At 70.9% G+C, this 20,321-nt stretch carries 17 protein-coding genes; 10 read left to right on the top strand and 7 right to left on the bottom strand.

Going from position 1 to position 20,321, the window contains the following annotated elements; translation table 11 throughout:
• Positions 1-523: 523 nt before the first annotated feature.
• Complete coding sequence (locus AB0J04_RS30325) at positions 524-1,813, bottom strand: citrate synthase (RefSeq protein WP_363171764.1); 1,290 nt, start codon at positions 1,811-1,813, stop codon at positions 524-526.
• Between the two features lie 198 nt (positions 1,814-2,011).
• Positions 2,012-4,279 carry an ATP-dependent RecD-like DNA helicase gene (locus AB0J04_RS30320; RefSeq protein ID WP_363171763.1) on the bottom strand — a complete coding sequence of 756 codons (2,268 nt, stop codon included), beginning with the start codon at positions 4,277-4,279 and terminating at the stop codon, positions 2,012-2,014.
• Positions 4,280-4,513: 234 nt separating this feature from the next.
• Between AB0J04_RS30320 and AB0J04_RS30315 the strand changes: the two genes are divergently transcribed.
• The 6 genes from AB0J04_RS30315 to AB0J04_RS30290 all read left to right on the top strand — a co-directional run bounded on the left by AB0J04_RS30315 (position 4,514) and on the right by AB0J04_RS30290 (position 11,824).
• Positions 4,514-5,608 carry a LacI family DNA-binding transcriptional regulator gene (locus AB0J04_RS30315; protein WP_363171762.1) on the top strand — a complete coding sequence of 365 codons (1,095 nt, stop codon included), beginning with the start codon at positions 4,514-4,516 and terminating at the stop codon, positions 5,606-5,608.
• The gene (locus tag AB0J04_RS30310) at positions 5,605-7,170 is read left to right on the top strand and encodes a sugar ABC transporter ATP-binding protein (RefSeq protein WP_363171761.1); all 1,566 of its coding nucleotides are present in this window, start codon (positions 5,605-5,607) and stop codon (positions 7,168-7,170) included. The genes AB0J04_RS30315 and AB0J04_RS30310 overlap by 4 nt, the downstream gene beginning before the upstream one ends.
• On the top strand, positions 7,160-9,121 hold the full coding sequence (locus tag AB0J04_RS30305) for a substrate-binding domain-containing protein (RefSeq protein WP_363171759.1): 1,962 nt from the start codon (positions 7,160-7,162) through the stop codon (positions 9,119-9,121). The genes AB0J04_RS30310 and AB0J04_RS30305 overlap by 11 nt, the downstream gene beginning before the upstream one ends.
• 84 nt (positions 9,122-9,205) lie before the next feature.
• Positions 9,206-10,111, top strand: a complete 906-nt coding sequence (locus AB0J04_RS30300) for a ribokinase (protein WP_363171758.1) — start codon at positions 9,206-9,208, stop codon at positions 10,109-10,111.
• Positions 10,108-10,497, top strand: a complete 390-nt coding sequence (rbsD, locus tag AB0J04_RS30295; protein WP_363171757.1) for a D-ribose pyranase — start codon at positions 10,108-10,110, stop codon at positions 10,495-10,497. Before AB0J04_RS30300 ends, rbsD begins: the two co-directional genes overlap by 4 nt.
• Positions 10,498-10,726: 229 nt before the next feature.
• A complete protein-coding gene (locus tag AB0J04_RS30290; protein ID WP_363171756.1) occupies positions 10,727-11,824 on the top strand; it encodes an AraC family transcriptional regulator in 1,098 nt (365 codons plus the stop codon).
• 143 nt (positions 11,825-11,967) lie between these two features.
• On the opposite strand, the gene AB0J04_RS30285 is transcribed toward AB0J04_RS30290, so the two are convergent.
• The 5 genes from AB0J04_RS30285 to AB0J04_RS30265 form a co-directional block, all read right to left on the bottom strand.
• Positions 11,968-12,360, bottom strand: a complete 393-nt coding sequence (locus tag AB0J04_RS30285; RefSeq protein WP_363171755.1) for a hypothetical protein — start codon at positions 12,358-12,360, stop codon at positions 11,968-11,970.
• Entirely contained in the window at positions 12,357-12,638 is a 282-nt protein-coding gene (locus AB0J04_RS30280) for an Arc family DNA-binding protein (protein WP_363171754.1), read from the bottom strand. The genes AB0J04_RS30285 and AB0J04_RS30280 overlap by 4 nt, the downstream gene beginning before the upstream one ends.
• Positions 12,639-12,711: 73 nt before the next feature.
• Complete coding sequence (locus AB0J04_RS30275) at positions 12,712-13,509, bottom strand: sugar phosphate isomerase/epimerase family protein (protein ID WP_363171781.1); 798 nt, start codon at positions 13,507-13,509, stop codon at positions 12,712-12,714.
• 47 nt (positions 13,510-13,556) lie between these two features.
• The gene (locus AB0J04_RS30270) at positions 13,557-14,711 is read right to left on the bottom strand and encodes a dihydrodipicolinate synthase family protein (RefSeq protein WP_363171753.1); all 1,155 of its coding nucleotides are present in this window, start codon (positions 14,709-14,711) and stop codon (positions 13,557-13,559) included.
• Positions 14,708-15,865 carry a Gfo/Idh/MocA family oxidoreductase gene (locus tag AB0J04_RS30265; protein WP_363171752.1) on the bottom strand — a complete coding sequence of 386 codons (1,158 nt, stop codon included), beginning with the start codon at positions 15,863-15,865 and terminating at the stop codon, positions 14,708-14,710. Before AB0J04_RS30265 ends, AB0J04_RS30270 begins: the two co-directional genes overlap by 4 nt.
• 353 nt (positions 15,866-16,218) lie before the next feature.
• On the opposite strand from AB0J04_RS30265, the gene AB0J04_RS30260 reads away from it, so the two are divergent.
• From AB0J04_RS30260 to AB0J04_RS30245, 4 genes are all read left to right on the top strand, one after another.
• Positions 16,219-17,265 carry a LacI family DNA-binding transcriptional regulator gene (locus tag AB0J04_RS30260; RefSeq protein ID WP_363171751.1) on the top strand — a complete coding sequence of 349 codons (1,047 nt, stop codon included), beginning with the start codon at positions 16,219-16,221 and terminating at the stop codon, positions 17,263-17,265.
• Complete coding sequence (locus AB0J04_RS30255) at positions 17,262-17,678, top strand: hypothetical protein (RefSeq protein WP_363171750.1); 417 nt, start codon at positions 17,262-17,264, stop codon at positions 17,676-17,678. Before AB0J04_RS30260 ends, AB0J04_RS30255 begins: the two co-directional genes overlap by 4 nt.
• Before the next feature lie 160 nt (positions 17,679-17,838).
• Positions 17,839-18,639 (top strand): sugar phosphate isomerase/epimerase family protein, encoded by an 801-nt coding sequence (locus AB0J04_RS30250; RefSeq protein WP_363171749.1) that lies wholly within the window; start codon positions 17,839-17,841, stop codon positions 18,637-18,639.
• Between the two features lie 197 nt (positions 18,640-18,836).
• A complete protein-coding gene (locus tag AB0J04_RS30245; RefSeq protein ID WP_363171748.1) occupies positions 18,837-20,234 on the top strand; it encodes an MFS transporter in 1,398 nt (465 codons plus the stop codon).
• Positions 20,235-20,321 lie beyond the last annotated feature (87 nt).

Below are 20,321 nucleotides of genomic sequence, written 5' to 3'. Positions count from 1 at the left end.
TCGAAGGGGCTCGACGGTCTAAGTTGACGATGTCAGGAAGCGTCTTGGGGGGCGTGACCTGACGTCTGGGGATGTCTTGGGGGACTTCCTCAGAGATGCGTTGCCGGGGCACGTACACCGGGAAGCTTTGAGCGGCCCTCCCAGCGTGCGCTGTCCCGGCAGATCGCACACAGGTGGTAGTACGACGAGTTCTGCTCGTTCTGCTCAACCGCAGGCACAACAACCGCACATGGTTACAAAACAGCGAATTCAGGCGCTGTCCTCACAACGCCCGGCCGGATCCCGTGGGGGGAATCCGCACCGGGACATGGGAAGGCGCCCTGGTCGTCGGCCCGTGGGGGGACCGCCGCCGGGGCGCCTTCCGTATGCCTACGCGCAGGCGGCGTGAGCAGGGACCTTTGAGTGGGACCGGTCGAACTGCCCGAGGGGCGCGGAGAACCGCGCGACCAGCCCCACGCACCCGCCGCCGAAAACGCAGCCGACAACGAACGGCGGGGAACCAGCCGGCCCCCCGCCGGAGGCGTCAGCGCTGCTCGACCGGAACGAAGTCGCGCTCCACGACGCCCGTGTAGATCTGGCGCGGGCGGCCGATGCGGGAGCCGGGCTCCTTGATCATTTCGTGCCACTGGGCGATCCAGCCCGGGAGGCGGCCGAGGGCGAAGAGGACCGTGAACATCTCGGTCGGGAAGCCCATGGCCCGGTAGATCAGGCCGGTGTAGAAGTCGACGTTGGGGTAGAGGTTGCGCGAGACGAAGTAGTCGTCGGAGAGCGCGTGCTCCTCGAGCTTCAGCGCGATGTCCAGCAGCTCGTCGGACTTGCCGAGGGCCGAGAGGACGTCGTGCGCCGCCGCCTTGATGATCTTCGCGCGCGGGTCGAAGGACTTGTACACCCGGTGGCCGAAGCCCATCAGGCGGACGCCGTCCTCCTTGTTCTTCACCTTGCGGATGAAGGAGTCGACATCGCCGCCGCCCGCCTGGATGCCCTCGAGCATCTCCAGGACGGACTGGTTGGCGCCGCCGTGCAGCGGGCCCCACAGCGCGTTGATGCCGGCCGAGATCGACGCGAACATGTTCGCCTGGGACGAGCCGACCAGACGGACCGTGGACGTCGAACAGTTCTGCTCGTGGTCCGCGTGCAGGATGAGCAGCTTGTCGAGCGCGGAGACGACGACCGGGTCGAGGTCGTACTCCTGGGCGGGGACCGAGAAGGTCATCCGGAGGAAGTTCTCGACGTAACCCAGGTCGTTGCGCGGGTAGACGAACGGGTGACCGATCGACTTCTTGTAGGCGTACGCCGCGATCGTCGGGAGCTTGGCGAGCAGCCGGATCGTGGAGAGGTTGCGCTGCTTCTCGTCGAACGGGTTGTGGCTGTCCTGGTAGAACGTGGACAGCGCGGAGACCACCGACGACAGCATGGCCATCGGGTGGGCGTCCCGCGGGAAGCCACGGTAGAAGTTCTTGACGTCCTCGTGCAGCAGGGTGTGCTGCGTGATGTCGTTCTTGAAGACGCTGAGCTCGTCGACGCTCGGCAGCTCACCGTTGATCAGCAGGTAGGCGACCTCGAGGAAGGTCGAACGCTCGGCCAGCTGCTCGATCGGGTAGCCGCGGTACCGGAGGATGCCCTGTTCGCCGTCAAGGTACGTGACGGCGGATTTATACGCGGCGGTGTTGCCGTAGCCGCTGTCCAGGGTCACCAGACCGGTCTGGGCGCGAAGCTTCCCGATGTCGAAGCCCTTGTCGCCGACGGTGCTGTCGATCACCGGGTAGGTGTACTCGCCGTCGCCGTACCGCAGTACTACAGAGTTGTCGCTCACGTCATCCCTCACCGACGTTGTGCCTCTTCTTCGAGGTTGCCCTGACTGTCTCTACCATCCCCCATTTGGCGCAGGAGAGTGCACTCGGGGTCGCCCATTGGGCTTATTGGCGGCACTCAGTGCCGCCAACTACTTCATCCTGCCGCCTTGGTCACGGTTGGGGAAGTGCCCTGTGACCTTTGTGACTCATTTGATCGATCATTTATTACGATGACCCGCGAGCCGGAAGTCCAGGGCCGTGCAGCGCCGGCCCGCCGACACCGTGCGCACTGCCTGGCCGATCGCCTTGCGGGAGCCGACGAGGACGACCAGCTTCTTCGCGCGGGTGACGGCCGTATACAAAAGGTTGCGCTGCAACATCATCCATGCTCCCGTGGTGACGGGGATCACCACGGCGGGATATTCACTTCCCTGTGAACGGTGGATGGTCACCGCGTACGCGTGCGCCAGTTCGTCCAGTTCGTCGAACTCGTACGGAACCTCCTCGTCCTCGTCGGTCAGCACCGTGAGGCGCTGGTCGACCGGATCGAGCGAGGTCACGACGCCCACGGTGCCGTTGAAGACACCGTTCTTCCCCTTGTCGTAATTGTTGCGGATCTGCGTGACCTTGTCGCCGACGCGGAAGACCCGGCCGCCGAACCGCTTCTCGGGGACGTCGGGGCGGCCCGGGGTGACGGCCTGCTGGAGCAGCCCGTTGAGCGCGCCGGCCCCGGCGGGCCCGCGGTGCATGGGCGCGAGCACCTGGACGTCCCGGCGCGGGTCGAGGCCGAACTTGGCGGGGATCCGGCGGGCCGCCACGTCCACCGTGAGCCGGCCGGCCTCCTCGGTGTCGTCCTCGACGAAGAGGAAGAAATCCTTCATGCCGTCGGTGAGCGGGTGCTGTCCGGCGTTGATCCGGTGGGCGTTGGTCACCACGCCGGACTGCTGGGCCTGGCGGAACACGCGCGTGAGGCGCACGGCCGGGACGGGACTGTCGGCGGCGAGCAGATCGCGCAGCACCTCGCCCGCGCCGACGCTGGGGAGTTGGTCCACATCCCCGACGAAGAGCAGGTGGGCGCCCGGAGGCACGGCCTTGACCAGCTTGTTGGCAAGGAGCAGATCCAGCATCGACGCCTCGTCGACCACGACCAGATCGGCGTCCAGCGGGCGGTCGCGGTCGTAGGCCGCGTCGCCGCCGGGCCTGAGCTCCAGCAGGCGGTGGACGGTGGAGGCCTCGGCGCCGGTGAGTTCGGCGAGGCGCTTGGCGGCGCGGCCCGTGGGGGCGGCCAGCACGACCTTGGCCTTCCGGGCGCGGGCCAGCTCCACGATCGAGCGGACGGTGAACGACTTGCCGCAGCCGGGGCCGCCGGTCAGTACGGCGACCTTCTCGGTCAGCGCGAGTTTGACGGCCGCCTCCTGCTCGGGCGCGAGCTCGGCCTTCGTACGGCCCTTCAGCCAGGCCAGCGCTTTGTCCCAGGCCACGTCGCGGAAGGCCGGCATCCGGTCCTCCTCGGTGCGCAACAGCCGCGACACCTGGGCGGCGAGGGCGAGTTCGGCGCGGTGGAAGGGGACCAGGTAGACGGCGGTGACGGGTTCCGGGCCGCCTTCGGGGCCCGGGACCTTCTCACGGACGACGCCCGGTTCCTCGCCGTCCTCGCCGGGCGCCGCGAGTTCGGCGAGGCACTCGATGACAAGGCCGGTGTCGACCTGGAGGAGCTTGACCGCGTCGGCGATCAGCCGCTCCTCGGGGAGGTAGCAGTGGCCCTGGTCGGTGGCCTGGGACAGCGCGTACTGCAAGCCCGCCTTGACGCGCTCCGGGCTGTCGTGCGGGATGCCGACGGACTGGGCGATCTTGTCGGCGGTGAGGAAACCGATGCCCCAGACGTCGGCCGCGAGCCGGTAGGGCTGGTTCTTGACGACGGAGATCGAGGCGTCGCCGTACTTCTTGTAGATGCGGACCGCGATGGACGTGGACACCTCGACGGTCTGGAGGAAGAGCATTACCTCCTTGATCGCCTTCTGCTCCTCCCAGGCGTCGGCGATCTTCTTCGTGCGCTTCGGACCGAGCCCGGGGACCTCGATGAGCCGCTTCGGCTCCTCCTCGATGATCTGCAGGGTGTCCATGCCGAAGTGCTGGGTGATGCGGTCGGCGAAGACCGGGCCGATGCCTTTGACCAGGCCGGATCCCAGGTAGCGGCGGATGCCCTGGACGGTGGCGGGCAGGACGGTCGTGTAGTTCTCGACGGTGAACTGCTTGCCGTACTGGGGATGGGAGCCCCAGCGGCCCTCCATGCGCAGCGACTCGCCGACCTGGGCGCCAAGCAGCGCGCCGACCACCGTGAGGAGGTCGCCGGCGCCTCTGCCGGTGTCGACCCGGGCGACCGTGTAGCCGTTCTCCTCGTTGGCGTACGTGATGCGCTCGAGCACGCCTTCGAGCGCGGCCAGTCGCCGTTCTCCCGCCTGGGCGGCCCCCGCCTGATCGGTCATGGTCAGACGGTACCGCCCGGCACTGACAGGCCTGGCCGGCACTGACAGGCCCGGCCGGGACAGGCCCGCCCGCCCGTGCGCCGGCGGGCAGCCCGGAGGATCCGTGTCCCATTCATCACAATCGGGCCTCGGGATGCGGCCGAAGCCTTGCTTTCTCGCATGTAATCGATTCCAATCGACTGCGCAGGGAGATGTAATCGATTCCATGCGCACCCACAAGGAGGTGGTCCTGCGATGGCGAGCATCAAGGATGTCGCTGCCGAGGCGGGAGTATCCGTCGCCACGGTGTCGCGCGTCCTCAATCACCATCCGTCGGTCAGCGACGACGCACGCACGCGCGTGCTGGCCGCCGTCGAGGCGCTGGGTTACCGCCCGAACGCCGTCGCACGATCACTGCGCACCGACCAGACCCGCACCCTCGGCCTGGTCATCAGCGACGTGATGAATCCTTACTTCACCGAGCTGGCCCGCTCCGTCGAAGAGGCGGCCCGGGCGCTCGGCTACAGCGTGATCATCGGCAACGCCGACGAACGGCCCGAACTCCAGGACCACCACGTACGGACCCTGTTGGACCGCCGGATCGACGGACTCCTCGTCTCCCCCACCGACGGCGGCTCGCCGCTGATCCTGGACGCCGCGCGCGCGGGGACGGCCATGGTGTTCGTCGACCGGTGGATCCCGGGCGTGGACGTGCCCGTGGTCCGGGCCGACGGACGGGCCGCCGTACGGGAGCTCGTCGCGCATCTGTACGCGCTCGGGCACCGGCGGCTCGCCATCATCGCGGGCCCGGCGGCCACCACCACCGGCAGCGAGCGCGTGGAGGCCTTCCGGGATGCCATGGCCGAGTACGGGCTTCCCCTCCCGGACGCCTACATAGGCCAGGGCGACTTCCAGGCCGCGAGCGGACGGCGGGTCACCGAGGGCTTCCTCGACCTGCCCGAGCCGCCCGAGGTCGTGTTCGCGGCCGACAACCTGATGGCACTGGGCGCGCTCGACGCCGCGCGCGCGCGTGGGTTGCGCGTTCCGCACGACCTGGCGCTGGCCGCGTTCGACGACATCCCCTGGTTCGTGCACACCGATCCGCCGGTCACGGCGATCGCCCAGCCGACGGGCGAGCTGGGGCGGGCCGCCGTGCGGGCGCTCGTCGACCGCATCGAGGGACGCCCCCCGCAGTCCGTCACCCTGCCCGCCCGCCTGGTCGTACGCCGCTCCTGCGGCGAACCGGCTCTCGGCGAGCCGCCGACGTCCTTGACGTCATCCCCTCCCCCGGAGCCGTCTGCGCAGGCACGTTCTGCGCAGTCCCCAGTAATGAACAGGAGCCAGACGTGAGCAACGCGGACGAACTGTTGCGCATCGAAGGCATACGCAAGACCTTTCCCGGTGTGGTCGCGCTCGACAGCGTCGACTTCGACCTGCGTCGGGGCGAGGTGCATGTGCTTCTCGGTGAGAACGGCGCGGGCAAGAGCACCCTCATCAAGATGCTCTCCGGCGCCTACCGGCCCGACGCCGGGCGGATCCTGGCCGGCGGCGAGGAGGTGCGCATCCATGGCGCGCAGGACTCCGAACGCCTCGGGATCGCCACCATCTACCAGGAGTTCAACCTCGTCCCCGATCTGACGGTCGCCGAGAACATCTTCCTGGGGCGGCAGCCGCGCCGCTACGGGATGATCGACCGCAAGCGGATGGAGGCCGACGCGGCCGTCCTGCTGGAGCGGGTGGGCGTGGCCGTCTCGCCCCGCGCGCTCGTGCGTGAACTCGGCATCGCGCGGCTGCAGATGGTCGAGATCGCCAAGGCGCTCAGCCTGAACGCGCGCGTGCTGATCATGGACGAGCCGACCGCCGTGCTCACCTCCGAGGAGGTCGAGAAGCTCTTCGCCATCGTGCGCAAACTGCGCGAGGACGGCGTGGGCATCGTGTTCATCACGCACCACCTGGAGGAGATCGCCGCCCTCGGCGACCGGGTCACGGTCATCCGGGACGGCCGGTCCGTCGGCCAGGTGCCCGCCTCCACGCCCGAGGACGAGCTGGTCCGGCTCATGGTGGGCCGCTCCATCGAGCAGCAGTACCCCAGGGTGCGTGCCGAGGAGAGCGCCGAGGCGGGCGCGGCCCTGCTGTCGGTCGAAGGGCTCACGAAGGACGGCGTCTTCCGCGACATCAGCTTCGAGGTGCACGCCGGTGAGGTCGTCGGCATCGCCGGGCTCGTCGGCGCGGGTCGTACCGAGGTCGTACGGGCCGTCTTCGGGGCGGACCCCTACGACCGGGGAGCGGTGCGGGTCGCGGGTGCGAAGCTCGCCCGGCACGACGTGGTCGCGGCGATGGCGGCCGGGATCGGGCTGGTGCCCGAGGACCGCAAGGGTCAGGGACTGGTGCTCGACCAGACGGTCGAGGAGAACCTCGGGCTCGTGACCATGCGCTCCGCGACCCGTGGCGGGCTGGTGGACCTGAAGGGCCAGCACGAGGCGGCGGCCCGGATCGCCGAGCAGCTCGGCGTGCGGATGGCCGGCCTCGGCCAGCATGTGCGCACCCTTTCCGGCGGCAACCAGCAGAAGGTCGTCATCGGCAAGTGGCTGCTGGCCGACACCAAGGTGCTGATCCTCGACGAGCCGACGCGCGGGATCGACGTCGGCGCGAAGGTCGAGATCTATCAGCTCATCAACGAGCTGACGGCCGCCGGCGCCGCCGTGCTCATGATCTCCAGCGATCTGCCCGAGGTGCTCGGCATGAGCGACCGGGTGCTGGTGATGGCCCAGGGCCGGATCGCGGGCCAGCTCGCCGCCGAGGAAGCCACCCAGGACGCCGTGATGGCACTCGCCGTCAGCACGCCCACCCCCCATACCCCTAGTACCCCCAGTACCACTACGACTGAAGCGGAGGCTGGCCGTGGCCGCTGACACGCTCAAGAGCACCAAGAGCACATCGGGCGCCGGGGGCGCCTCGGCGGTCCGCCGTCTGCTCCTCGACAACGGCGCGCTCACCGCGCTGATCGTCCTCGTCATCGCCATGTCGGCGCTGTCGGGCGACTTCCTGACCACGGACAACCTGCTCAACGTGGGTGTCCAGGCGGCCGTGACCGCCATCCTCGCCTTCGGCGTGACCTTCGTGATCGTCTCGGCGGGCATCGACCTGTCGGTCGGCTCGGTCGCCGCGCTGTCGGCCACTGTGCTGGCGTGGAGCGCCACGCAACAGGGCGTTCCGGTCGTCATAGCCGTCCTGCTCGCCGTGGCCACGGGTATCGCGGCCGGTCTCGTCAACGGTTTCCTCATCGCGTACGGCAAGCTGCCTCCGTTCATCGCGACGCTCGCGATGCTGTCGGTGGCGCGCGGTCTGTCGCTGGTGATCTCCGGGGGCTCTCCGATCGCGTTCCCCGACTCGATCTCGCACCTCGGTGACACGCTCGGCGGCTGGCTGCCGGTGCCCGTGCTGGTCATGATCGTGATGGGCGGGATCGCCGCGTTCGTGCTCGGCCGCACGTACATCGGCCGTTCGATGTACGCCATCGGCGGCAACGAGGAAGCGGCCCGGCTGTCGGGTCTGCGGGTGCGGCGGCAGAAGCTCGCCATCTACGCGCTGTCCGGTGTGTTCGCCGCCGCGGCGGGCATCGTGCTCGCCTCCCGGCTGTCCTCCGCGCAGCCCCAGGCGGCCGACGGCTACGAGCTGGACGCCATCGCCGCGGTCGTCATCGGCGGCGCCTCCCTCGCGGGCGGTACGGGCAAGGCCTCGGGCACCCTGATCGGCGCGCTGATCCTGGCGGTGCTGCGCAACGGCCTGAACCTGCTCTCCGTGTCCGCGTTCTGGCAGCAGGTCGTCATCGGTGTCGTCATCGCGCTGGCGGTGCTCTTCGACACCCTGCGCCGCAAGACGGGCACGACCCCGACGCCGGCCGGGACGGGCTCCGGCGGGGGCAAGGGCAAACGGGCGGCGACATACACGCTCGCGGCCGTGGTGACCGTGGCGATCGTCGGCGCGACCTCCTTCCTGCACAGCGGGAACTCGGCGGCCACGAACCCGAAGGTCGGCCTGGCGCTGTCCACCCTCAACAACCCGTTCTTCGTGCAGATCCAGTCGGGCGCGAAGGCCGAGGCGAAGAAGCTGGGCGTGGACCTGACGGTCACCGACGCGCAGAACGACGCCTCGCAGCAGGCCAACCAGCTGCAGAACTTCACCGGTTCCGGCTTCGACTCGATCATCGTCAACCCGGTGGACTCGGACGCGGCGAGCAACTCGGTGAAGGCCGCCGACAAGGCGGGCATCCCGGTCATCGCCGTCGACCGGGGCGTCAACAAGGCCACGGTGGACGCGCTGGTCGCCTCCGACAACGTGGCGGGCGGTGAGCTCGCGGCGAAGACGGTCGCCGAGAAGCTGGGCGGCAGCGGCAAGATCGTGATCCTTCAGGGCCAGGCGGGCACCTCCGCGGCCCGGGAGCGGGCGGCGGGCTTCGCCAAGGGGCTGAAGGCCTACCCCGGCATCAAGGTGCTGGCGCAGCAGCCGGCCGACTTCGACCGCACCAAGGGACTCGACGTGATGTCGAACCTGCTCCAGGCCCACCCGGACGTCCAGGGCGTCATCGCCGCCAACGACGAGATGGCGCTCGGCGCGGTCAAGGCGCTGGGCTCCAAGGCCGGCAAGTCCGTCCAGGTCGTCGGCTTCGACGGAACCCCCGACGGTCTCAAGGCCGTCGAGAACGGGACGCTGTACGCGTCCGTGGCGCAGCAGCCGTCCCAGCTGGGCAAGATCGCTGTGGACAACGCGCTGAAGGCGCTGCAGGGCAAGAAGGTCGAGGAGACGGTGAAGGTGCCGGTGAAGGTGGTCACGAAGGAGAACGTGGCCGGTTTCAGCGGCTGACATCGAAGACCGGGCGGGCGGTCACCCTGACAGGGGCCGCCCGCCCCACGTCACGTATCGGCCACGTAGCAAGGGAGTCATTTCATGGACGACTACGATCTCCTGGTCGTGGGATCGGCCAACGCCGACCTGGTGATCGGCGTCGAACGGCGACCGGCCGCCGGCGAGACCGTGCTCGGTTCCGACCTGGCGGTCCACCCCGGCGGCAAGGGCGCGAACCAGGCCGTGGCGGCCGCCCGGCTCGGGGCCCGTACGGCCCTGCTGGCCCGGATCGGCGACGACGCGTACGGCCGGCTGCTGCTCGACTCGCAGCGGACGGCCGGGGTCGACACCGTGGGCGTGCTGGTGGGCGGGGCGCCGACGGGCGTCGCGCTGATCACCGTGGACCCGTCGGGCGACAACAGCATCGTGGTGTCACCGGGGGCGAACGGCCGACTCACCCCGGAGGACGTCCGCGCCGCCGCCTGTCTGTTCCAGTCGTCCCGGGTGGTGTCGGCGCAGCTGGAGATCCCGCTGGAGACGGTCGTGGCGGTCGCGGGGAGCCTGGCGCCGGGCAGCCGGTTCGTGCTGAACCCCTCCCCGCCGCTGCCGCTGCCGGCCGAGGTGCTCGACGTCTGCGATCCGCTGATCGTCAACGAGCACGAGGCGAAGGTGATCCTCGGCGACGCCTGTGCGAGCGAGGAACCCGAGGACTGGGCGCGGATCCTGCTCTCGAGGGGCCCGAAGTCGGTGGTCGTGACGCTGGGTTCGCAGGGCGCGCTGGTCGCGTCCGCGGACGGCGGTGTCGAGCGGGTGGCGCCGGTGAAGGTGGACGCCGTGGACACGACCGGCGCGGGCGACTCCTTCACGGCGGCGCTGGCGTGGAAGCTGGGCACGGGCGCGTCCCTGGCCGAGGCGGCGGCGTACGCGGCGCGGGTCGGGGCGGTCGCCGTGACCCGGCGGGGCGCGCAGGAGTCGTTCCCGACCGCGGAGGAGGTGGCCTCGCTATGAAGAAGGCCGGAATACTCAACCGTCATCTCGCCGGTGCGCTGGCCGAGTTGGGGCACGGGGACGGGGTGCTGGTGTGCGACGCCGGCATGCCGATCCCGGACGGCCCTCGGGTGGTCGACCTCGCCTTCCTGGCGGGGGTGCCGTCCTTCGCGGAGATCGTGGAGGGGCTGCTCACCGAGCTGGTCGTGGAGGGGGCGACGGCGGCGGAGGAGATCCGCGACGCGAACCCGGCGGCCGCGGCTCTGCTGGGCGAGCGCTTCCCCGAGCTGGCGTTCGTCCCGCACGAGGAGCTGAAGAGGTTGACGGCGGGGGCGCGGCTGGTGGTGCGCACGGGCGAGGCACGACCGTATGCGAACGTGCTGCTCAGGTGCGGGGTCTTCTTCTGAGGTTTCATGGACCGATCTGCGTCCTGGAAGGCTTCGAGGGGGTCCGGTCCGTCGACCGGGCCCCCTCGGCTTTTCCCCTCCGCATCAGAACCCCCGCGATCCCCCCGGATCCCCCTCCAGAAGCCCTGATGCCATGTACGACACACTGCGGGTGGGAAGGGTTGCATAGTCTTCCAAGATTTCTTCCACGGGGAGAGCAGGGGGAAGAGCAGGGGAAAGGGAGGACGCCGTGATCGGGACGCTGTTCCGGACTGACGACGTGCCGGTGGAGGACAGGTTCGACTACTGGCGGGAACTGATCCACCGGGCGATCGCGCCCAGCGACATCAGCAGCGAGTACGCCGCCGACTTCTGGGCCGAGCAGCGGCTGATGGAGCTGGGGCCGGTGATGGTGTGGCCCACGTCGTGTCTGACGGCGCGGTTCGTGCGCAACGACCGGCTGATACGGCAGTGCGACCCCGAGATGTACCACCTGTCGCTGGTGCTCGGCGGCGGGCTGGGGCTCGACCACGTCGGGCGAACCGACTTCTACGGCCCGCGCGACCTGTGGCTGACCGACACCTCACGGCCGTACGAGGTGCATCCGCCGTCCGACGGGAACCGCCATGTGGTCACCGGGGTGGGCGTGGACTTCCCCAAGGCGTTGCTGCCCCTGTCGCCCGACCGGATCCGGCCGCTGCTGGGCCGACGGCTGTCGGGGCGGGAGGGCACCGGCGCTCTGCTGACGGGCTTCCTGGCCGGCCTGGACCAGCAGTCGGAGTTCCTCCAGCCGTCCGACGCGCCGCGGCTGGGCGTGGTCCTGGTCGACCTGCTGGCGGCCTGGTTCGCCCAGGTGCTGGAGGCGGAGGCCGCCCTGCCCCCGGAGACGCGGCACCGGGCCCTGATCACGCGCGTCCGGGCGTTCGTCCGGGAGAACCTGCACGACCCGGAACTGACGCCGCCGGTGATCGCCGCCGCGCACCACATCTCCCTCAGCTACCTGCACCGGCTCTTCCAGGAGGACGCGCAGGGCGAGACGGTCGCCGCCTGGATCCGCGCCCAACGCCTGGAAGGCGCCCGCCGCGACCTGGCCAACCCCGCGCTGCGCGGCACGCCGATACGCGCGATCGCCGCCCGCTGGGGCCTCCTGCGCGCCTCCGACTTCACCCGCGCCTTCCGCACCGCGTACGGACTCTCGCCCATGGAGTACCGGGTGCGCGAGTGGTCGGGGTGGGAGGGCTCGGGGCGGGAGGACTCGGGGCGGGAGGAGCTCCGCAGTGGACGCAGAGCCAACAACAGCCTGGGACGCTCTGGTAACGACAGCCCCACGACTCACCCCGCATCCTGATCAGACGGCACCGGGCGGGCGACGAGCCGGTCTTGGTGCTCCATTCCCGCGGGGGTGGGATGGGGCACCAGGACGACGCCTCCGCACGGCGATCCGGCTGACGTACACGGGAAGCGAACCTACGGTTGTCGGCGGGCAGTCCCTCAGCGGTTCAGGTCCATGACCCCGACCCCGAGTCCTCCATAGGGTTCCGGTGCCACGGTGGCGATCAGTCCACCCGTGGGGAGGGTCTGGTTCGGTCGCGCGGTGTGCACGGCGGCCGACACACCGAAGTCGACGCCCTCGCGACCCAGTTGGGCGATGGTCACCGCCATGGCGTAGTCGTCCTCGACGAGATGCAGCACATCCACCAGCACGCCCACGTGGTCGACGATTCCGGCGCGTCGGCGCTCGGCCTCCAGTAGGCACAGGACAGGTACCCAGAGGCGCATGTCACCGCTGGCGGCCGCGGCGTGGACGAGGCCGGACACCTGCTTGTCACCTCCCATCGCCAGCAGGGTGGGGGTGTCGAGAACGTAGTGCTCGGTCTTGCTCAACGGGACGACTCGGCCTCAGCCAGGACCGCGCGGCGGGCAGCGGCGGCCTCCCGCATCTTGCGCCGCATCTCGGCGGACTCCTCGTCCGACACATAGTGCCCGAAACGCTCGGCGAGCAGCGTACGTGTGCGGTCGGCCCGCTCCTTGATCTGCTCGGGAGTCAGCGTCTCAGCAGCTATGTCCTGCATGAGGGCACGCAGGCTGGTGCCTCGCGACTCGGCCACGGCGGCAAGCTGGTCACGGACTTCAGCGGGTACACGGATCATCACGTCGGCCATGCAGCGAGTATACGGTACGTATACGACAGTCGCCGGAGAGGATCACTCGCCCCTCTCCGGCCGTCGCCGAGTGCTACGCCGTGTGCTCCACGAACCGTGCCGCCGTCTCCGCCAGCACCTCTCTGCCGTCCCGGGCCCACAGCTCGTCGTTGAAGAGCTCCACCTCGATGGGGCCCGTGTAGCCCGCCGCCTCCACGTAGGACTGCCACTCGCGCATGTCGATCGCGCCGTCGCCGATCTGGCCGCGGCCGTTGAGGACGCCCTCGGGGAGGGGGGTCGTCCAGTCGGCGAGTTGGAAGGTGTGGATGCGGCCGCCCGCGCCCGCCCGGGCGATCTGGGCGGGGGCCTGGTCGTCCCACCAGATGTGGTACGTGTCGACCGTGACGCCGACCTGGTGGGCCGGGAAGCGTTCGGCCAGGTCGAGGGCCTGGGCGAGGGTGGAGACCACACAGCGGTCGGAGGCGTACATCGGGTGGAGGGGCTCGATGGCCAGCCGCACGCCGTGCTGCTCCGCGTACGGGCCCAGCTCGCCGAGCGCGTCCGCGATGCGCTCCCGGGCGCCGTGCAGGTCCTTCGAGCCGGGCGGGAGGCCTCCTGAGACCAGGACCAGGACCTCCGTGCCGAGGGCGGCCGCCTCTTCGATCGCCCGGCGGTTGTCGGCCAGGGCCGCGGTCCGCTCGTCCGGGTCGATCGCCGTGAAGAAGCCGCCGCGGCACAACGTTGTCACCGTCAGGCCCGCGTCGCGGACCAGCTTGGCGGTCGCGTCGACGCCGTACGTCTGCACCGGCTCGCGCCAGAGGCCGACGCCGGGGATGCCCGACTCCAGGCAGCCCTCCACCAGTTGGGGCATCGACAGCTGCTTCACCGTCATCTGGTTGATCGAGAAGCGGGAGAGGGACGAGCGGGAGAGGGATGCGGTCACTGGGGGACTCCGTACAGGGCCAAGAGGGTCTTCATGCGTTCCTGCGCCAGCTTCGGGTCCGGGAACAGGCCGAGGCCGTCGGCGAGTTCGTAGGCGCGGGCGAAGTGCGGGAGGGAGCGGGCCGACTGGAGGCCGCCGACCATCGTGAAGTGCGACTGGTGGCCCGCCAGCCAGGCGAGGAACACCACGCCCGTCTTGTAGAAGCGGGTGGGCGTCCGGAAGAGGTGGCGGGACAACTCCACCGTGGGGTCGAGCAGCGAACGGAAACCCGCCACGTCGCCCGTGTCCAGGATCCGCACCGCTTCCGCCGCCAGCGGGCCCAGCGGGTCGAAGATGCCGAGGAGGGCGTGACTGAAGCCCTTCTCGTCGCCCGCGATCAGCTCGGGGTAGTTGAAGTCGTCGCCCGTGTAGCAGCGGACGCCCTGCGGCAGCCGGCGGCGGATGTCGATCTCCCGCTGGGCGTCCAGCAGGGAGACCTTGATGCCCTCCACCTTGTCGGGGTGGGCCGCGATCACCTCCAGGAAGGTGTCGGTCGCCGCGTCCAGGTCCGACGAGCCCCAGTAGCCGTCCAGCGCCGGGTCGAACATCGGGCCCAGCCAGTGCAGGACGACCGGCTCGGTGGCCTGGCGGAGCAGATGGCCGTAGACCTCGAGGTAGTCCTCGGGGGACGAGGCGGCCGCCGCCAGGGCTCGGGACGCCATCAGGATGGAGCGGGCGCCCGAGGCCTCCACCAGGGCCAGTTGCTCCTCGTAGGCCGCGCGGACCTCGGCGAGGGTCGCCGGGCCGGTGAGCTGGTCCGTGCCGACGCCGCAGGCGATCAGACCGCCCACCGCCTTGGCCTCGGCCGCCGACCTGCGGATCAGTTCGGCCGCGCCCGCCCAGTCCAGGCCCATGCCGCGCTGGGCGGTGTCCATCGCCTCGGCGACGCCGAGCCCGTGGGACCACAGGTGGCGGCGGAAGGCGAGGGTGGCGTCCCAGTCGACGGCCGCGGGGGAATCGGGGCTCGTGTCCGCGAACGGGTCGGCGACCACGTGGGCCGCCGAGAAGACCGTCCGGGAGGTGAAGGGGGCGCCGGTGGTGAGGGCGAGGGGTTCGGTGCGCGGTTCGTAGGTCCGCAGACCGCCGCCCGCGTCCGGCAGTCGGATGCTCACAGCGTGACCTCCGGAACGTCCAGGCGGCGGCCCTCCGCCGAGGACTTCAGGCCCAGCTCGGCGAGCTGGACGCCGCGGGCGCCGGCCAGCAGGTCCCAGTGGTAAGGGGCGTCGGCGTAGACGTGCCGGAGGAACAGCTCCCACTGGGCCTTGAAGCCGTTGTCGAACTCGCCGTTGTCGGGGACTTCCTGCCACTGGTCGCGAAAGACCTCGGTGGCGGGGATGTCCGGGTTCCAGACCGGCTTGGGCGTCGCGGAGCGGTGCTGGACGCGGCAGTTGCGCAGGCCCGCGACGGCCGAGCCCTCGGTGCCGTCGACCTGGAACTCGACGAGTTCGTCGCGGTTGACCCGGACCGCCCAGGAGGAGTTGATCTGGGCGATCGCGCCGCCCTCGAGCTCGAAGATGCCGTACGCCGCGTCGTCCGCCGTCGCGTCGTAGGGCTTGTCGTTCTCGTCCCAGCGCTGCGGGATGTGGGTGGTGGCGATGGCCTGGACGGACTTCACCCGGCCGAACAGCTCGTGGAGCACGTACTCCCAGTGCGGGAACATGTCGACGACGATGCCGCCGCCGTCCTCCGCGCGGTAGTTCCAGGACGGGCGCTGGGCGGTCTGCCAGTCGCCCTCGAAGACCCAGTAGCCGAACTCGCCGCGGATGGACAGGATCCGGCCGAAGAAGCCGCCGTCGATGAGGCGCTTGAGCTTCAGCAGGCCCGGCAGGAACAGCTTGTCCTGGACGACGCCGTGCTTGACGCCCTTCGCGTTCGCCAGCCGGGCCAGCTCCAGGGCGCCGTCGAGGCCGGTGGCCGTCGGCTTCTCGGTGTAGATGTGCTTGCCGGCGGCGATCGCCTTGGTGATCGCCTCCTCGCGGGCGGAGGTGACCTGGGCGTCGAAGTAGATCTCGACGGTCGGGTCGGCGAGGACCTCGTCGACGTCCGTGGACACGTTCTGCGGGTCCAGGCCGTGCTGCTCGGCGAGCGCCTTCAGGGCGTGCTCGCGGCGGCCGACGAGGACGGGTTCCGGCCACAGCACGGTGCCGTCGCCGAGGTCGAGGCCGCCTTGTTCGCGCAGGGCGAGGATGGAGCGGACGAGGTGCTGGCGGTACCCCATCCGCCCGGTCACCCCGTTCATGGCGATACGGACTGTCTTGCGTGTCACGTCGATCCTTTCGCAGGCCAGGCGCAGGCGTAGGCCTTGGTGTCGTGCGCAGCGTGGCTGCGCGTTTCGTACGCGGTTGTGCGCGCCGCGTACGCCTCTACCTGATCAGCGTTACAGCAAGCGCTTTCTATCCAAGGAGAAGCTAGCCTCTGACCGGTGGTCCGGACAAGACCGTGTCCATCCTGAGTTGTTCGAGGGGGCGAACAGCAAGGCTCCTGGGCCGTAAGGTCTGCTCGACACGCCCGGAACCGCGCCCACGAGGCTGCTGTCTACCAGGGCGTACGGCGACATATGTCGTCGTACGACGACGTACGACGACGTACGACACGATGCGTTTACCGGAGGACGACGAGATGACGGTGACCCTGGCGGACGTGGCGGCCCGCGCGCAGGTCTCGCCCGCGACGGTGTCGCGCGTGCTGAACGGGAACTACCCCGTGGCCGCTACCACCAGGGAGCGGGTGCTGCGGGCGGTCGACGAGCTGGACTACGTCCTGAACGGGCCGGCCAGCGCCCTGGCGGCGGCGACCTCGGATCTGGTGGGGATTCTCGTCAACGACATCGCCGACCCCTTCTTCGGGATCATGGCGAGCGCGATCCAGCTGGAGATCGGCGGGCCGGGCGGCCGGGCGGGCGGCGAGCGGCTGGCGGTGGTCTGCAACACCGGGGGTTCGCCCGAGCGCGAGCTGACCTATCTGACCCTGTTGCAGCGGCAGCGGGCCGCGGCCGTCGTGCTGACCGGCGGGGCCATCGAGAACGAGCCGCACGCGGCCGCGATGGCGGCGAAGCTGCGCAGGCTGGCGGAGGCGGGGACCCGGGTGGTGCTGTGCGGGCGGCCGCCCGCGCCGGACACCCAGGCGATCGCGCTGACCTTCGACAACCGCGGCGGCGGACGGGAGCTGACCGAGCACCTCATCGGCCTCGGCCATCGCCGCCTCGGCTACATCGCGGGCCCTGAGGAGCGGACGACGACCCGGCACCGGCTGGAGGGCCACCGGGCGGCGCTGGCCGCGGCCGGCATCGAGGAGGACCCGCGCTGGACCGTGCACGGCCGCTACGACCGGCGGGCCGGCTACGAGGCCACGCTGGAACTGCTGCGCCGGGACCCTTCGCTGACGGCGGTCGTCGCCGCCAACGACTCCGTCGCCCTGGGCGCGTGCGCCGCCCTGCGCGACTCCGGGCTGCGCATCCCCGAGGACGTCTCGGTCGCCGGCTTCGACGACCTCCCGTTCAGCATCGACGCGATGCCCTCCCTGACGACGGTGCGGCTGCCGCTGGCGGAGGCGGGGGCCCGGGCGGGACGCATCGCCATGGGCCGCGAGGAGCCGCCGCCGGGCGGGATCGCCACGGTGCGCGGGGAGTTGATGGTGCGGGGGTCCTCGGGGGTGCCCCGCAGTTGAGGCTGCCCGCCGCGCACGAACGGGGCGAGCTGCTCGAGGTCGTCCGGATCGCCGATTCCGCCCGTCCCTTCACCCCGCGGGGGCTGGCGGGCGAGGTGGTCGAGGTCTGGGCCGGGGACGAGGTGCGGGAGGCGCTGGCACTGATCGGCGCTCTCCCGGACAGCGGGCGGTACCGCTGTTTCGTGCCCGGCTGGGGGATCCGCGTCTACGACGCCACCGACCCCGATCCGCTGTTCGAGATCGCGTTCTGCTTCCGGTGCAACGGGGCACGCGTGCAGGGCCGGGACGTTCCCTCGGAGCTGCGGATCCAGGACTTCGAGGCGGAGAGCACGGCCGGGCGGGAACTGCTGGGGCGGTTCCGCGCGTGTGTCTCCGACGGTCAGGCGGCCGGCGGGTCGGCGGCCGGCGGGTAGGCGGCCGGCGGCCGGAGGGCCGACGCCCGGGTCGGCGACGGCCCGAGGGCCGGTGCCCGGGGGGTCGACGGCCAGGTGCCCGGCGGGCAGGCCTCCGGCGGGTCGGTGTTCGGGGGGCGTCCACTGGACCTGCACCCGGCAGCGGAGCGACAGTAGAAGCATGAGGTTCGCGTTCTCCACCCTCGGTGTTCCCGGTCTGCCGCTGTCCGAGGTGCTTCGGCTCGCGGTCGCGCACGGCTATCACGGCGTGGAACTGCGCGCCCATCCCGAGGAACCGGTCCACCCGGGACTGGGTCCGGACCAACGGGCCGATGTCGCCTCCGAGTTCAAGGCGGCGGGCGTCGACGTCCTGGGGGTCGCGGGGTACGCGCGGGTCGCCGCGCCGGGGGACGACGAGCCGGTGATCGAGGAGATCCGCGGGCTCGTCTCGCTCGCCCGTGATCTCGGGGCGCCCTTCGTCCGCGTCTTTCCCGGCGGTACGGACGCCCGGTCCCCGGCCGAGGCCGACGCCGTCGCCGCCGGGCGGCTCGGCACCGCCGCCGAGTACGCGGCCGACCTCGGCGTGCGCATCCTGCTGGAGACCCACGACTCGCATCGCACCGGCGCGGACGCCATCCGCGTCCTCGGCCTGGTCGGGCACCGGCAGGTGGGCGCGCTGTGGGACGTGATGCACACCTGGCTGGGCGGCGAACAGCCGCACGAGACGTACGCGGCGCTCTCCCCATATCTCGGATACGTGCAGGTCAAGGACATCGCGTCGGCCGAGGACACCACGCCGCTGGCGCTGGGCGCGGGGGTGCTGCCGCTCGCCGAGTGCGTCGAGGTCCTGGCGCGGCACGGCTGGGACGGGTGGCTGTGCTGGGAGTACGAGAAGCGCTGGTACGAGAGCGCGGAGCCGCTGGCCGGGCTGCTGGGCGAGGGGCGGGAGCATCTGGGGCGGCTGCTCAACGACTCCGCTTGAGCGACGCTTCTTGAGCGACGCTTCTTGCAACCACGCTTCTTGAACCACGCTTCTTGAGCGACTCTGCTCGCGCGAGGCCGGGTGAGGGGGCGGGAGGCTCGCCCCGATTAAACGGCTCGCTCCTCGGTGGCGTGGCGGGTTAGTCTCCCCGCCGTGCATCAGCAGCCCGCGGCGTCCGTCGCCGCCGTCGTTCCGTCATGAGCCTCCTGACCAGGACCCTCGTCGACGTTCGTCCTCTTCGTACCTCCCCCGTCTTCCGGCGGCTGCTGATCGGGCGCACGGTGTCCGTGCTCGGCGGCTTCATGACCATGGTCACCGTGATGTTCCAGGTCTGGGACACGACCCACAGCTCGCTCTGGAGCGGGGCGGTCGGTCTGGCGCAGGCGCTGCCGCTGATCGGGGTCGGGCTGTTCGCGGGCGCCTGGGTCGACCGGGCCGACCGGCGACGCGTGTATCTCCTGAGCACCGTCGGCTCGGCGGTCTGCTCCGTCCTGCTGGCCGTGCAGGGCTTCACCGGGCATGTTCCGGTGCCCGTGGTGCTGGCGCTGGTGGCGGTGCAGTCGTCGTTCGGGGCGGTCGGCGGGCCGGCGGCGGGCGTGTTCGTGCGTCGGCTGCTGCCCGAGGACCAGGTGGCGGCCGGTCTCGCCCTGAACCAGGTCACCGGCCAGGCGATGATGCTGCTCGGGCCGGCCGTCGCCGGTGTCGTGCTCGGGTGGTGGGGGCTCGGCGTCTGCTATCTGCTGGACGCCCTCAGCTTCGGCATGTCCTTCTACGGCGCGTACGGGCTGCCCGCGCTGCCGCCCGAGGGCGAGAAGTCCCGTCCCGGTGTGCAGGGCGTCCTGGACGGCCTGCGGTTCCTGACCGGTCACCGGGCGGTGCGGGGCGCGCTGCTGGTCGACCTGGCCGCGACCGTCCTGGCGATGCCGGTGAGTCTGTTCCCGCTGGTCAACGAGGAACGCTTCGGGGGCGACCCGCGCACGCTGGGTCTGTTCCTGTCCGCGCTCGCCGTGGGCGGGGTGACGGCGACCGCCTTCTCCGGGCCGGTCACGCGGCTGGCCCGCCCCGGCCCGGTGATGCTGTGCGCCTCGGGGACGTGGGGCGCGGCCCTCGCCCTCTTCGGACTGACGACCAGCGCGTGGGCGGGCCTGGGGATGCTGGCGGTGGCCGGGGCGGCGGACTCGGTGGCCGTCCTGTCCCGCGTCACCATCGTGCAGACCCACACCCCGGACGCCCTGCTGGGCAGGGTGACGGCGGCCGAGGCGGTCGTCGGCCAGGCGGGACCCAACCTCGGCAACCTGCGCGCGGGCGCGGTCGCCGGCTGGACGACGGGCACGACCGCCCTGATCACCGGCGGCCTGATGTGCCTGGCGGCGGTCATGGGGGTGGGCACGACGACTCCGGAACTCCGGGGCGGGCGGAGGCGCGCGACGACGGCACAGCCGCCGCCGACGGTGCCGGACCAGCCGGGCGCGGCGGCTGCGGACCGGTCGGCTGCGGCGGACCGGGCAGCCGGGTCGGATGCGGCGGCCGCCGGGTCGGATGCGGCGGCCGCCGCTTCGGACGTATCGCCGACGGCCGCCCCACCGACTGCCTAGTGCCGCGGCAGGCAACGTTTGCCCGTCAAGGAGCGGCGTCCGGTGCGTGCTCTCGGTGTGCCGGCCGGAAGTCCTCGTACTGGACGT

This window comes from Streptomyces sp. NPDC050263, assembly GCF_040655955.1.
Taxonomy (GTDB): domain Bacteria; phylum Actinomycetota; class Actinomycetes; order Streptomycetales; family Streptomycetaceae; genus Streptomyces.
This window is presented reverse-complemented; position numbering and strand designations above follow the sequence as displayed.